The organism is Streptomyces sp. NPDC002817 (assembly GCF_053592055.1).
The window spans coordinates 96,452-109,299 of the sequence record NZ_JBSFUY010000032.1 but is presented as its reverse complement, the minus strand read 5'-3'; the positions used below and the strand labels follow the sequence as shown (position 1 = coordinate 109,299).

General features: G+C 71.4%; 16 protein-coding genes. 6 read left to right on the top strand and 10 right to left on the bottom strand.

From position 1 onward, the window contains the following. Nucleotides 1-118: 118 nt before the first annotated feature. Complete coding sequence (locus ACWD3I_RS39500) at nt 119-1,141, bottom strand: hypothetical protein (protein ID WP_365404860.1); 1,023 nt, start codon at nt 1,139-1,141, stop codon at nt 119-121. Between the two features lie 266 nt (nt 1,142-1,407). Here ACWD3I_RS39500 and ACWD3I_RS39495 point away from each other — a divergent pair, with 266 nt between their 5' ends. The 3 genes from ACWD3I_RS39495 to tgmB all read left to right on the top strand — a co-directional run bounded on the left by ACWD3I_RS39495 (nt 1,408) and on the right by tgmB (nt 3,044). Beyond that, on the top strand, nt 1,408-1,683 hold the full coding sequence (locus tag ACWD3I_RS39495) for a YkvA family protein (RefSeq protein WP_365404857.1): 276 nt from the start codon (nt 1,408-1,410) through the stop codon (nt 1,681-1,683). Between the two features lie 178 nt (nt 1,684-1,861). After that, nucleotides 1,862-2,053, top strand: coding sequence for a putative ATP-grasp-modified RiPP (gene tgmA / locus ACWD3I_RS39490; protein ID WP_046258248.1), 192 nt, complete (start codon nt 1,862-1,864; stop codon nt 2,051-2,053). A gap of 16 nt (nt 2,054-2,069) precedes the next feature. After that, nucleotides 2,070-3,044: an ATP-grasp ribosomal peptide maturase gene (tgmB, locus tag ACWD3I_RS39485; RefSeq protein WP_365404854.1), complete on the top strand. Its 975-nt coding sequence runs from the start codon at nt 2,070-2,072 to the stop codon at nt 3,042-3,044. Nucleotides 3,045-3,047: 3 nt separating this feature from the next. Here tgmB and ACWD3I_RS39480 read toward each other — a convergent pair whose 3' ends face one another. Both ACWD3I_RS39480 and ACWD3I_RS39475 read right to left on the bottom strand, forming a co-directional pair. Further along, the gene (locus ACWD3I_RS39480; RefSeq protein WP_046258246.1) at nt 3,048-3,263 is read right to left on the bottom strand and encodes a hypothetical protein; all 216 of its coding nucleotides are present in this window, start codon (nt 3,261-3,263) and stop codon (nt 3,048-3,050) included. A gap of 102 nt (nt 3,264-3,365) precedes the next feature. After that, complete coding sequence (locus ACWD3I_RS39475; protein ID WP_365404850.1) at nt 3,366-3,821, bottom strand: hypothetical protein; 456 nt, start codon at nt 3,819-3,821, stop codon at nt 3,366-3,368. A 179-nt stretch (nt 3,822-4,000) separates the two neighbouring features. Between ACWD3I_RS39475 and ACWD3I_RS39470 the strand changes: the two genes are divergently transcribed. Beyond that, nucleotides 4,001-4,972: a GlxA family transcriptional regulator gene (locus tag ACWD3I_RS39470; protein ID WP_365404847.1), complete on the top strand. Its 972-nt coding sequence runs from the start codon at nt 4,001-4,003 to the stop codon at nt 4,970-4,972. A 27-nt stretch (nt 4,973-4,999) separates the two neighbouring features. Here ACWD3I_RS39470 and ACWD3I_RS39465 read toward each other — a convergent pair whose 3' ends face one another. Further along, the gene (locus ACWD3I_RS39465) at nt 5,000-5,254 is read right to left on the bottom strand and encodes a DUF5133 domain-containing protein (protein WP_365404844.1); all 255 of its coding nucleotides are present in this window, start codon (nt 5,252-5,254) and stop codon (nt 5,000-5,002) included. Between the two features lie 249 nt (nt 5,255-5,503). Between ACWD3I_RS39465 and ACWD3I_RS39460 the strand changes: the two genes are divergently transcribed. Continuing rightward, on the top strand, nt 5,504-5,836 hold the full coding sequence (locus ACWD3I_RS39460; RefSeq protein ID WP_365404841.1) for a hypothetical protein: 333 nt from the start codon (nt 5,504-5,506) through the stop codon (nt 5,834-5,836). 14 nt (nt 5,837-5,850) lie between these two features. Here the strand turns inward: ACWD3I_RS39460 and ACWD3I_RS39455 are convergent, their stop codons facing one another. From ACWD3I_RS39455 to mftR, 3 genes are all read right to left on the bottom strand, one after another. Next, nucleotides 5,851-7,623 carry an ABC transporter ATP-binding protein gene (locus tag ACWD3I_RS39455; RefSeq protein WP_365404838.1) on the bottom strand — a complete coding sequence of 591 codons (1,773 nt, stop codon included), beginning with the start codon at nt 7,621-7,623 and terminating at the stop codon, nt 5,851-5,853. A gap of 72 nt (nt 7,624-7,695) precedes the next feature. Next, on the bottom strand, nt 7,696-8,553 hold the full coding sequence (locus tag ACWD3I_RS39450; protein WP_365404835.1) for an aldo/keto reductase: 858 nt from the start codon (nt 8,551-8,553) through the stop codon (nt 7,696-7,698). A 145-nt stretch (nt 8,554-8,698) separates the two neighbouring features. Continuing rightward, the gene (gene mftR / locus ACWD3I_RS39445) at nt 8,699-9,346 is read right to left on the bottom strand and encodes a mycofactocin system transcriptional regulator (RefSeq protein WP_365404832.1); all 648 of its coding nucleotides are present in this window, start codon (nt 9,344-9,346) and stop codon (nt 8,699-8,701) included. Nucleotides 9,347-9,569: 223 nt separating this feature from the next. Here mftR and ACWD3I_RS39440 point away from each other — a divergent pair, with 223 nt between their 5' ends. Further along, the gene (locus tag ACWD3I_RS39440) at nt 9,570-10,448 is read left to right on the top strand and encodes a Gfo/Idh/MocA family protein (protein ID WP_365404829.1); all 879 of its coding nucleotides are present in this window, start codon (nt 9,570-9,572) and stop codon (nt 10,446-10,448) included. Between the two features lie 6 nt (nt 10,449-10,454). On the opposite strand, the gene ACWD3I_RS39435 is transcribed toward ACWD3I_RS39440, so the two are convergent. From ACWD3I_RS39435 to ACWD3I_RS39425, 3 genes are all read right to left on the bottom strand, one after another. After that, on the bottom strand, nt 10,455-11,423 hold the full coding sequence (locus ACWD3I_RS39435) for a phosphotransferase enzyme family protein (protein ID WP_365404826.1): 969 nt from the start codon (nt 11,421-11,423) through the stop codon (nt 10,455-10,457). A 49-nt stretch (nt 11,424-11,472) separates the two neighbouring features. Then, complete coding sequence (locus ACWD3I_RS39430) at nt 11,473-11,787, bottom strand: hypothetical protein (protein ID WP_365404823.1); 315 nt, start codon at nt 11,785-11,787, stop codon at nt 11,473-11,475. Nucleotides 11,788-11,857: 70 nt separating this feature from the next. Next, nucleotides 11,858-12,757 carry a GNAT family N-acetyltransferase gene (locus tag ACWD3I_RS39425; RefSeq protein ID WP_365404820.1) on the bottom strand — a complete coding sequence of 300 codons (900 nt, stop codon included), beginning with the start codon at nt 12,755-12,757 and terminating at the stop codon, nt 11,858-11,860. Nucleotides 12,758-12,848 lie beyond the last annotated feature (91 nt).

Sequence of the window (12,848 nt, the reverse complement as noted above, 5' to 3'; positions counted from 1 at the left end):
AAGCTCTTCTCTTCGAGCTGAAGTCTTATGAGAAGACTGTATATCGGACTGATACTGAGTATCAAGTCGAGGGTCGACGGCGGTCTGATCACCGTCGGCCGCAGCGCCCGCCGCGCGATCACTCCGCCAGCAGGCGGTCCGCCGCGCTCCGCCTCGGTGTGTGCGAGGCCAGCCGGACAACCAGGGCGGTCAGCGCCGCGAGTGCCGCGCAGACGGCGGCGAGCCCGGCGAGCCAGGCCGGTGCGAGCGTGAGGTCGAGGGCTGCGGACAGCCGGCCCGAGTCGAACCGGCTCGCGTACAGCTGGCCCGCGGCCAGGGCCGCCGGCACCAGGACCGCTCCGGCCAGTACCGGCACCACCGGGCGCACGGTCACCAGCAGACCGAGCAGCAGGCACAGACCGGCCAGGCCGAGGACGAGGCCGTAGCGGCGCAGGGACACCCCGTCCTGGTGCACCGGGAAATGGGCGGCGGCGCACAGGAGTAGGGCCACCGCGGTGAGGCGGGCGGGCCGGCCGGGAGGTCCGGCGGGCCGGCGGCGCACGAGGCCGCGGAGGTCCGCCGGGTTCCGGTCCTGGTCGGCGTCGTCCACGTCGTTCGCCGGCGGGGCCGCTTCCGTGGTCTGCGGCGGAGGGGCTCCCTTGCGCTCCTCGGCCAGTCGGCCGATCAGCTCCACGAGTTCCTCGACGGACCGGCCGGTGGCGGCCGCCCTGACCGCCTCCTGCCCGCAGTGCGGCTCGAGCGGTGCCTGTTGCAGCAGGGCCATCAGCCGGGTCACGTCCTCGACCGGGCGGGTCTCGGCCGCGGCACGGATCGCCTCGTCCGCGCTCGCCACGTCCCGCGGCGGCCGGGTGAGCAGCACGACCAGCCGGGTGACGTCGTCCACGGACCGGTTCCCGCCGACCGCACGGAGCGCGTCGACCGTGGCGCGTGCGTACAGGGGAGACTGTTCGAGCAGCGTGATGAGCTGGGCCACCTCTTCCAGCGGCCGGTCGGCCACGGCGGCACGCACCAGGCCGTCCACCGGATCGCCGTAAGCCGAACCGCTCCCCGCGACGACGGGCGCCGGGCTCAGGGAGCCGGTGATCTCCGTCGCGGGTATGGCGGGATCGTTCGACTGCGGGGTTGACGAGCTAGTGGTCATGCGCGGCTCTCCAAGCGAGGGGATGCGGCCGCTGTTGCGTCCCCGACGCGCGACACGCGACCTTACGGTGACCATTACCGGGCGTCCGCGCCGTGGGCGCCACTCGGGTGCGCCACAGGTATGACTCCCGCTTCGACGCCCCCACCCCGCCACTCCCACTGGTGTTCGAGTGCACCGGTTTGGCCCTGACAGGCAATACCGGCGCCCCGAGCGGGAATCCGATTATTCGCGCGCGTTTCGCGTGCGCACCGGACCGAGGAGGGCCGTTGGACACCACCACCCGATGGATCGCTGTCGCCGTGCTCCTCGCGGCGGTCGTCCTCGCCGTTGCCGTCGCGGTGTTCGTCCGGCTGGTCCGGGCCCGGCGAGGTCTGCGGCAGGCCGGACTTCCGACCGGCCCGCGCTGGGTCTTCTGGGGAGCTCTCGCGTACTTCTTCCTGCCGGCCGACCTGGTGCCCGACCCCGTGTACCTCGACGACATCGGCGTCCTGCTGCTCGCGTTGCGCACAATGCGCAGGCACTCGGGCAGTGAACCTGTCTGAGTTCACCCACGTCTCCCCCATTGTCCGGACCATGAACCGCCAATAACTACGCAGCGTAAGGAAACCAATCACCCGTTCGATTCGTATAAGTCTCAGGAAGCCGACGGGAGTCGGCGGCCCGAGCGACGGCGCAAGGTGACCATCGCTGGATCGGCGCAGGACCCACGAGGGAGAGACGATGCAACCGTTCGCGCTCAACTACGCACGTCCGGCAGCGGAGTCGGAGGTCACCGCTCCGTACGCCTACGACACCGGACTGCAGTTGAACGTGCTCTCGGACGGGCGGATCGCCGCCCACGACCACGCGCTGCTGAGAGAGTTCGGGACCACGACCTCGACCGCGGGGTCGAAGACGCACTTCGACGACTGAACACGGGCAGGCTCTTATGACCGTGTTGATTCTGACCTGTGAGGAGGACGTCACCGCCGACATGGTGGTCGTCCACCTCAATACGACGGGGGTTCCGGTGGTCCGTCTCGACCCCGCCGACCTGACCGAGGGGGTCGCGCTGTCGGGCGAGTACGTGCACGGCGCCTTTAGGGGCCATCTGTCGTCGGGGGGCCGGCTGGTGAGCATCAACGGGCTGCGGTCCGTCTGGGTGCGCCGGCCGGGCACCGCGGCCACCCGGGCTGCCGAGCCGTCCGGATGGCTGACCGAGGAGTCGTCACAGGCGCTGTACGGGATGCTCCGCAGTTCGGGGGCGCGCTGGATGAACCACCCCGACGCCTCTCGCCGGGCCCGGCACAAGCCCTGGCAGCTGCGGCACGCCCAGCGCTGCGGGCTGCCCGTGCCGGCCACGCTGATCACGACCTTTCCGCAGGCCGCCCGCGAGTTCTCCGCGCGCTATCCGGACCTGGTGGTCAAACCGGTCTCCGGGGCGCATCCGCAGGACCCGCCGAGGGCGGTACCGACCAGCCGGGTCACACCGGACACGGACTTCGCCGCCGTCGCCTTCGGTCCCACGCTGCTTCAGCGGCGGGTCGCCAAGCGGGCGGACATACGGCTCACGGTGGTGGGCGACCGGATGCTGGCCGCACGCAAGACGACCGCGGAGGACGACGAGGTGGACGTCCGTTTCGCCTCCCCCGCCTCTCCGTGGCGCCCCACCGACGTGCCGCCACGGGTCGCCGAGGGGGTGCGTGCGTACATCCGCGACGCCGAACTGGCTTACGGCGCCTTCGACTTCGCCGAGGACGCCGACGGGACGTGGTGGTTCCTGGAGTGCAATCAGTCGGGCCAGTTCGGCTTCGTCGAGGTGGAGACGGGTCAGCCGATCGCCCGCTCGATCGCCGAGTGGCTGGCCCGGCCCGTGCCGGACGATGCGGGGCGTGTCAATGGCAGGAACACCGTGGTCCCCTGAGCCTCACCGCTGCCCGGGTCCGGGCAGGGCCGCCCGCTGCCACTGCGGGGCGGGCGGCGCGGAGGGCAGTTCTCCGTAGTGGGAGCGGTCCATGGAGCGGAGGGGCTGCATGACGAACTCCAGTTCCCTGCTGACTCGCTCGGCCTCCCTGCGAACCTGAGTGGGAACGTCGCCGCGCTCCGCGATGAGTCGGTCATAGATGGGGGAATCCTGGAACACCCGTCAACGTGCCTTTCGTGACATGGCCCATATGTATGGGCGCAGCTGCCGAGTCTAGGCGCCCCTGCACCCTGCGGGGTGAATTCCACCGTTCGGCTTGACTCAGGCTCCCGTCGTGGAACCGGGGCGGACGATCATCAGAACGGTGACCGTGGCCCACAGCAGGTTGAAGATCCCGGTGAACATGGCGAGTTGGACGGTGTGGGCGCGCTCGACCGTCTGCCGGACGCCCAGCTCCTCGAGAAGCTCCTCCTGACGGGGCAGCACGAAGGCGACCAGGATCCCGGCGGCCACGGCGGTCAGGGTGATGGAGGTGATGAGCCAGGCGTCGCCCAGGACACCCATCGCGACGGCGGTGGCGAGGCCGAACACGGGCACGGCCACACCGAAGCGGGCGTAGACCCGGCAGATGCGGTGCAGGAGGGCGACGGTGTCCGCCGCCGTCCCGGAGGGGTCCGCGCGGCGCACGGCGGGCGGGAACATGCTGGCCGCGACGGTCACGGGGCCGATGGCGACGATGGCGGCCAGGACATGGAGGGACAGCAGGAACTTCGTCATGGGGTGGCGTCCAGGGTGGTTCGGAGGTGTTCGGCCGCCCACGCTAGGGATCTCCGTACCGCGTCGCCCAGAGGCTGAAACGACAGCTTCCGACGGATTCCCGCCAACCGCCCCGACCTGCTCTCCTTCTCTCGGGCCGCTCTGGTGGGGCTGGCGGGAATCCGCCTATCGTGTCGTTCATGCACACCGTGGCGATCCTGGCTCTCGACCAGGTGGTGCCGTTCGACATGGCGGCGCCCATGCAGGTCTTCGACTGGACACGGCTGCCCGACGGCCGCCCCGCGTACCGGATCCGGCTGTGCTCCGCGTCGCCGGAGGTACGGGCCGACGGCGGCTTCTCGCTGCGCGTCGAGCGCGGGCTGGAGGCGCTGGCGGACGCGGACACCGTCGTCGTGCCGGGCTGCTCCCCGGCGGCCGGACCGACGCCCGCGCCTGTTCTGGAGGCGCTGCGCCAGGCGGCCGCGGCGGGCACCCGGATCGCCTCGGTGTGCGTGGGCGCCTTCGTGCTGGCCGAGGCCGGGCTGCTGGACGGGCTGCGCGCCACCACGCACTGGGTGGCCGCGCAGGAGCTGGCGCGCCGCTTTCCGGACGTACGGGTGGAGCCGGACGTCCTCTATGTCGACAACGGGCAGATCCTCACCTCGGCCGGTGCCGCCGCGGGCCTCGACATGTGTCTGCACATGATCCGCCGCGACTTCGGCTCGGCGGTCGCCGCGGACGCGGCCCGGATGTCCGTCATGCCTCTCGAACGGGAGGGCGGACAGGCCCAGTTCATCGTCCACGACCATCCGCCCGTGCCGCGCGGCTCGACGCTCGAACCGGTCCTGGAGTGGATCGAGGACAATCTGGCCCGGGAGATCACCCTGGGCGCGCTGGCGTCCCGGTCGGGGATGAGCGAGCGGACCTTCAGCCGCCGGTTCCGCGAGCAGACGGGCACCACACCGCTGCAGTGGCTGCTGCGGGCGCGGGTGCGGCGCGCCCAGTACCTGCTGGAGAGCAGCGACCACCCGATCGAACGGATCGCGCAGCAGGCGGGGTTCGGTTCACCGACCGCGTTCCGCGAGCGGTTCCGCCGGGTGGTCGGCACCAGTCCGCAGGGCTATCGCTCGGCCTTCCACGGGAAGTCGGGTTCCCCGGCAGCGCGCGTCTGAGCCTGCGGACCTGGTGCCGACGAGGTCTCACACGGCCAACAGGTCGCCGCGTCCCGCCGGTTCCTCCACCGTGGACGCCGTCCGGCCCACGCCGAGGAGCAGGGCGTCCGCCTTCGCGACCGCGTCGCGGATGCCGGTGGTGCCCATCATGACGCAGAGTGTGTAGCTGACATCTTCCAACTCCCTTGTCGTCACCGGGTTGCCCCGCTCCGCGTCGGCGATCCGCAGCGATGCGTACCGCGTCAGCAGCCTTCTGACGACCTTCGGATCCGGAACGAGCACGGAGAGCCCCTCTCTCGATTTTCCGCTGCGTATGCCCGGGCAGGGGGAGGCCAATCTCATCTCCCGCTCTCCGGCTCGCGATTGACGAGATCCTGTCGCCGGGCACCCGACTGACGCTCGAATCCCACCAGTACGAAACCCACAGGAGTGACGTTTCGGCGGGTACGGCACCGACCCGCTTCCCCCGGGGCCGAGGGCAGTTGAACAGGGGGCAGCCCCTCAGCACGGACGCACGAACGGTGTACGCCCATGAACTGCCCCCAGCGCCTGCTCTGCGCGCTCTACGTCAGCACAAGCTCCGGAGTCGCCCTGACCACGGTCCACGAGTTCCGCCACGGCCCCTGGTGGGCCGCGGGTCTCTTCGCCGCCGCGAGCCTCGTCCCCCTGGTCGCCGTCGTCCGCGAGGCCGAACCCCGTGCGCCGGCGGCCGTACGGCGACTTCGGGGCGTCGGGCCCGGTACGGACGACGAGGTCGTGCGCACCGAGCTCGACGCCGCGTGCTGCGAACGCTGGTGGACGAGCTGCGGCACCGAGCACGACGCGGCCTGCCCGCACCGCGTCCCACGGAGCAGCGCCGCCTGACGGGTGCGGTGCCGTCAGGCGACCTGCCCGCTGTGCAGCGCCGTGTACGCCCCTCCGCGGCGCAGGAGTTCGTCGTGCGTGCCGATCTCCTGGACGCGGCCGTCGCCCATGACCACGATCCGGTCGGCGCCCCGCACGGTGGACAGCCGGTGCGCCACCACGAACGTGGTCCGTCCGCGCAGCAGCCGGGCGAGCGCCTGCTGCACCAGGGCCTCGGAGCGGGTGTCGAGGGCGGAGGTCGCCTCGTCGAGCACCAGCACCCTGGGGTTCCTGATCAGGGCGCGGGCGATGGCGAGGCGCTGGCGCTGCCCGCCGGACAGCCGGGCGCCACGCTCGCCGACGAGGGTGTCCAGGCCCTGCGGCAGCTGCTCCACGAACTCCAGCGCGTTGGCGTCCCGCAGCGCCGTGCGCACCGCACCCTCGTCGGCCTCGTCCTCCATGCCGTAGGCGACGTTCTCCCGGATCGTACCGTCGAAGAGGATCGACTCCTGCGGCACGACCGAGACGAACCGCCGGTAGGTGCGCAGGTCGAGGGTGTTCATGTCGGTGCCGTCGAGCAGCAGCCGGCCCGAGGTCGGGCGGATGAAGCCGATGACGAGGTTGAGGACAGTGGACTTGCCCGCCCCGGACGCGCCGACGAGGGCGATGGTCTCCCCCGGCCGCACGGAGAGGCTGAAGTCGTGCACGGCGGGCCGCTCGCCGTCCCCGTAGACGTGGCCGACCTGCTCGAAGGCCACGGCCCCGCGCACCTCGGAAACCTCCGACTTGCCCTCGTTGTCCTCCAGTTCGGGCGCCTGGAGCACCTCGCCGACCGAGCGGACGGACTCCAGGCCCTTGGTGATGACCGGGGCGAGACCCGCCAACGTGGTCGTGGAGTTGGTGAGCGTGGTCAGGAACGCGCTGAGCATGACGACGTCGCCGGCGGTGACACCCCAGACGTCGTAGTACGACACCAGCGCCGCACCGGCGAGGACCAGCACGCCGACCACGTTGAGCACCACCCAGGCCAGCGAGCCGAAGCGGCCGTTGACGAGGTCGAGGCGCATCCCGGAGGTGAGCAGCCGGTGCAGGGTGCCGTCCATGCGGCGCAGCGCCTTGCCCTCCAGGCCGTGGGCGCGGGTGACCGGGATGAGACGGGTCATCTCGGTCACACGGGAGGACAGGGTCTCGACCTCGTGCCGGAAGTGCTCGTTGTGGGTGCGCAGCCGGGCGCGGAGGCGGGCCACTACGAGGGCGGCGGCGGGGACGACGACGAGGAAGACCGGCAGGAACTCCGGTGTGCGGATGCCGATGATGACGAGGCCGCCGATGAGCACGGTGCCCGCCCCGAGCCCGGTCTCCGCGGTCTGCTGCACCATCTGCTCGACGGTCTCCACGTCCCGCACCACCTTGGCCTGCAGCACTCCGGCGCTGACGCGGGAGTGGTAGCCGATGGACAGCTGCTGCATACGGATGCAGAGCGCGGAGCGCAGCGAGGTGCCCATACGGCGCACGCTGCCGTACAGGAGACGGACGTAGAGGATGTGCAGCGGGTAGTTGACGAGCAGGATCAGCAGGATGATCCCGGTGCTGAGCCAGAGTTCGGTGATCGCCCGGTGCTCGACGACGGTGTCGATGATGGTCGCGGTGATCAGCGGCAGCAGCCAGACGGGGCTGTGCTTGACGGCGAAGATGCCGACCGCCGCGGCGAGGCGGCGGCGGTCGGCACGGAACAGGTAGGCGAGGGTACGGACGGGATGCTCGCCCCGGTAGCGGTGGTCGAGCGGTCTCTCCAACGGCGAGGCCATTGGTGGCGGTTCCTTCCGGGCGTTCGGATCATGGGGCTTTCAGCAAGCGCTTACTCCCCGGGGTGTGCCGGATTACACCGCATCCAGCACGGCGATCTCGTCCGCCGTCAGGACCAGGTCGGCCGCGGCGACCGAGTCGAGGATCGTCTCCGGGCGGCTCGCGCCCGGGATCGGTACGACGACCGGCGACTTGGCGAGCATCCAGGCCAGGCACACACGCTGCGGGCTCACCCCGTACTCCTCGGCGATCCGGGCGAACGGCGCGTAGGCGGAGCCCAGTTCACGGGCCCGGGAGATGCCGCCGAGGGGGCTCCAGGGCAGGAACGCGATGCCGAGCTCGTCGCACAGGCGCAGCTCGGGCTCGCTGGAGCGGAAGGCCGGGGAGAACTGGTTCTGCACGGAGACGAGCCGTCCGCCGAGGATGTCCTGGGCCTGCCGGATCTGCTCCGGGTTCGCGTTGGAGATGCCCGCCAGGCGGATCTTGCCCTCGTCCAGCAGGTCCCGCACGGCGCCGACCGAGTCCGCGTACGGCACCCGCGGATCGGGGCGGTGGAACTGGTAGAGCCCGATGGCCTCCACACCGAGCCGGCGCAGGGACGCCTCGCAGGCCTCCTTGAGGTACCGCGGGCTGCCGTCCAGGGTCCAGCTCCCGTCACCGGGGCGCAGATGGCCGCCCTTGGTGGCGACCAGGACATCGGCGCCCCGGTCGTGGGAGGAGAGCGCCTTGGCGATCAGGGACTCGTTGTGGCCGACCTCGTCGGCGTCGCGGTGGTAGGCGTCCGCGGTGTCGATCAGCGTCACGCCCGCGTCGAGGGCGGCGTGCAGCGTGGCGAGCGAACGGACCTCGTCCGGCCGCCCCTCGATCGACATGGGCATACCGCCCAGACCGATCGCACTGACCTCGACATCACCGATGCGTCGCGTGTGCATGGGCTCGTGACCTCTTCCGGGCTGTCGCGGGACGATGGGCGCCGGCAAGCGGTTGCACCGCACCGGTCGCACACCAGCCTGAACCCGCCTCGGCCCGCAGGTCCAATAGAAGAACGCGAACGTATTCAGCAGCGCGAGGACTGAATCACCGGGGGTGTTCTCCCTGCCCGGCGCCGCCCCGGAGCACGGCGGGGTCGGGCTTGTCGAAGCCCGCGGCGAGCTGTCGCACGGCCTGGTCCAGGAGGTCGCTCAGGTTCGCCGTCTCCTGAGTCAGCCAGTGCTCGTACGCGGTCACGCATGCGGCCAGCGCCGCGTGCCCGATCAGCCGGGGCAGCAGGTCCGAGGGCGCCAGTCCGGTACGTCGTGCGGCGAACTCCGTGACCAGCGCCCGCCACGAGGTGTAGCGCACCGCCGAGTCGGCCTGGAGCGCGGGCACCCGCAGGATGAGGGCCATGCGCTGCCGGTGCCAGGGCACCACCGCCGGGTCGAACCGGTTGAACTCGACGACGGCGCCGCGCAGCGCGTCCATCATCGGGACGGCCGGATCGGTGGCCGCCAACAGCTCCTCCAGTCTGACCAGTTGCTCCTCGAAGTCGCCCCACACGAGGTCGTTCTTGGACGCGAAGTAGCGGAAGTAGGTGCGGCGCCCGATGCCGGCGGCGGCCGCGATGTCGTCGACCGTCGTGGCGTCGAAGCCCTGCCGGTCGAACAACTCGAAGCCGAGGCGCTCCAGTGCGGCCCGTGAGGTCGCTCGCGGGCGCCCCGCCCGGACTCCCGCCGTTCTGCCCGTCACCGACTGCCCCGTTCTGTGTCCGCACCCACGCCCACGTCCCCATCATGCATCGGGCGGACCCTGGCCACGCCACTGCTCGCAACCGGGCGGTCTGCGACGTTTCCGGACGCTCCGGCGCCAGGCCCGGGCATGTCATCGATCTTTCCCCGCATTCCGGTTGCGCGGCCCTCAGGTGCGTGTGGCACTCTCGGGCTGGACCTTCGGGGTGTGGAAAGGCGGGGGCATGCGCATCGGACTGCTCGGCACGGGCTCATGGGCCGAGGGGGCGCACGCGCCCGCCCTGAGCCGGCACCGCGAGCTGGATTTCGTCGGGGTGTGGGGCCGTCGACCGGAGGCCGCCAAGGAATTGGCGGGCCGCTTCGGCACCCGTGCCTACGACGACGTCGACGCGCTGTTCGCCGACGTGGACGCCGTCGCGGTGGCGCTGCCGCCCGACGTCCAGGCCGGTCTGGCGGTGCGGGCGGCGCGGGCGGGCTGCCATCTGCTGCTGGACAAGCCGCTCGCGCCGACGGTCGACGAGGGCCGGGCCGTGGTGGCGGCGGTCCAGGAGGCGGGAGTCGCCTCGGTCGTCTTCTTCACGACCCGTTTCCAGAGCGTGACCGAGGAGTGGATCACCGAACAGGCCGCCGTCGAGGGCTGGTTCACCGCGCGGGCCGAGTGGCTCGGCGCGGTCTTCACCACGGACAGTCCGTTCGGGGCCTCGCCGTGGCGGCGGGAGAAGGGCGCCCTGTGGGACGTGGGACCGCACGCCCTGTCGGTACTGCTGCCGGTCCTGGGCGACGTACGGGAGGTGGCCGCGGCCGTGCACGGTCCCGCGGACACCGTGCACCTGGTCCTCCACCACACCGGTGGCGCGTCCAGCACGCTGACGCTGAGCCTGACGGCGCCGCCCGCGGCGGCGGGTGCGGCGGTCGAACTGCGCGGCGAGAGCGGGGTGACGCTCCTCCCGCGCAGCCCGGACGGTGCGGTTCCCGCGCTCGAACGGGCCGCGGACGCGCTGCTCGCCGCCGCGCGCGGCGGCCGTCCGCATCCCTGCGACGCCACGTTCGGGCTGCGGGTCACGGAGATCCTGGCGACGGCGGAGGCTCTGCTGGGCGGCTGACACCGCTCACCACTCGCTCTCGACCGCCTCCGTCAGCCGGGAAACGGCGGCCGGATCCGGCAGGCTCGCCAGCGTGTCGACGACCTTCCTGCTCGCGAACTCGCGTTGTGCGGTGGTCGCGTTCGGCTCGATCGCGCCCTCGGCCTGCACCTTGACGAAGTTCAGATCCGTCGCGAACAGCATCGAGAACGATTCCAGGCCCTTGACCGTCGCACGGCCGCCGGCCTCCACGTACGCCCGCACGAGCCGACGCGCGGATCCGGCGGTGAAGTCGTTGCCGCCCGCCCAGACGTACAGGACACGGGCGAGTTCGCGGTCCGCCGCGATCGGCCCGGCGTTGTCCCAGTCCAGGAGGGTCGGGCCGGCCGGGCCGACCAGGACGTTCTGCGGCTGCATGTCGAGATGCGACACCACCAGCTCACCGGGGCCGGACCGGGAGACGTACCGTGCGAGTTCGGGCGCCCTGGTGTCGATGAACCGGCCGAGCTCGTCGGCCCACGGCATCCCGGCCCGGCGGACCTCCTTGTGGAGCACCTCCCAGTCGGTGTCCTGGGGGCACTCCTCGTACCAGAGGTGCGGGGTGCCCGTCGCGCCCCGGCCCGCCCGGTGGAGGAGGGCAAGGGTCCGGCCGCACCAGCTCAGGATGTCCGGGTCGGCGGGGTCCGCCTGGGGTCCGGTGACCCAGTCGTAGAGCTTCACGGCGGACCCGTCGAGCTGCGAGACGTGCAGGCCGTCGCGGTTGGGCAGGAGCCGTGGTGCGGAGATCCCCAGATCTTGCGTGGCGTCACGCAGGGCGATCTCGTACTGGAACTTCTCCTCGCTGCCGCCGAAGATCAGTTCCTTCACCGCCCACGAGGTGCCGTTCCCGGTCAGCTTCCAGATCTGCCCCAGGGCGCCGCGGGCGACCGGCGTCGTCGTCCAGGGCCCGGCACCCAGTTCGTAGGTGTCTGCGATCAAGTCCGCGGCGCTCTGCATACAGGTCTCCTCCATGGGGCTCGGCCACCCAAGATCGCAGGGAGGGCACCTATTCGTCGAAGGGTTTGTCACTCCAGCGGAACCAGGCCCGGTCGCCCTCGATGTGCAGCAGGAATTCGGGGACCGGGCCTTCCGGCGAGGTCAGGGACACGCGTCGCCGGACCTCGTCGTAGACCCGCTCCCATTCCTCCCCCAGGTCCTCGGTCAGGGCGAGTTCGCGGGCGAACAGCTCCCGCAGGGTGTCGAAGGCCGGAGCGGCCGTGAAGCGGCCCGACAGCCAGGGGAAGTCGGCCTCGTCGATCAGGATCTCCCCGACCGGGACGTCGCCGCTGTGCAGATGCCACACCTGGCCGTCGAACCCCACTACGCCTCCGTCACCCGGTGCCGACTCTCGTGGACACCTTGCCATCCGGCACTGACAGCGGCGCCCGGGCCTACCGCGCGTCCGCCGGCAGATGGAAGTTGACGCGTTCGCGTGTGACCGGATAGCCGGCCTTGGCGAAGTGCGCGGCCATCGGGACATTGCCCTGGTCCGTAGCGGCGACGATGAACTCGGCGCCCTGCGCGACGAGGTGGTGGGTGCACTCGGTCAGAAGGTCGTAGGCGTAGCCGTGTCCGCGCTGTTCGGGCACGACGCCGATGAAGCCGACGATCGGGGCCTGGTGGTTGCGGGCCGGGATGTGGATCCCCGCCAGCTCTCCTTCCGGCGTGTGCGCGACCTGCCACCACTCGCGCGGCGACGGGCACCAGCGGAAGAAGTCGAGCTCCTCCTGTGCCGCCTTGTCGACGCCGCCCTCCTCGAGGGCCTTGAGCGCGTGGGCGTCCAGGGTGGCGGAGTGGATGCGGCGCAGCGCGTCGAAGAAGACGGCGTCGTCGGGTTCGGCACTGAAGACCAGACGTCCGGGCCGTTCGGGCAACCCGCATGCGGGGGTCCAGCGGTAGTTGAAGCGTTTGACCAGAAGCTCGTACCCGGCCGCCCGTGCGGCGGTGAAGCGGGCCTCGACGGCGCTGCGCAGGGCCGGGTCCTCGCGCCAGCCGGGCGGCAGGCTGAAGTCGATGTCGACCTGCCAGGGCGCCGAGCGCAGGAGTTCCGCGGCCGCCTCCGTCTCGCCGTCGGCCATGTCGAGCCGGTCGACGCAGAGCGGTGCGGTGTCGTCGGGGCCACCCCACCAGGCGGCCCTGGCGACGATCCGGCCGTCGCGCAGCGCCACGCGCTGCCAGTCGGGGCGGTGCCGGGTCAGCGGGTGCGCGGCGCGCACACCGAGCGGGTCGGGCAGGGAGTCGAACTCATGGGCGGTGCTGTCGTCGAGCTGGCGTATGACCGTTCCGGTCATGGATTCCTCCGGGATGCTGCGTGGAGCGCTCCCGGGAAGCTCAAAGACGCACGCCGGGGGCGACGGGAAGGGAGCGCGGGATGTCGGTGTA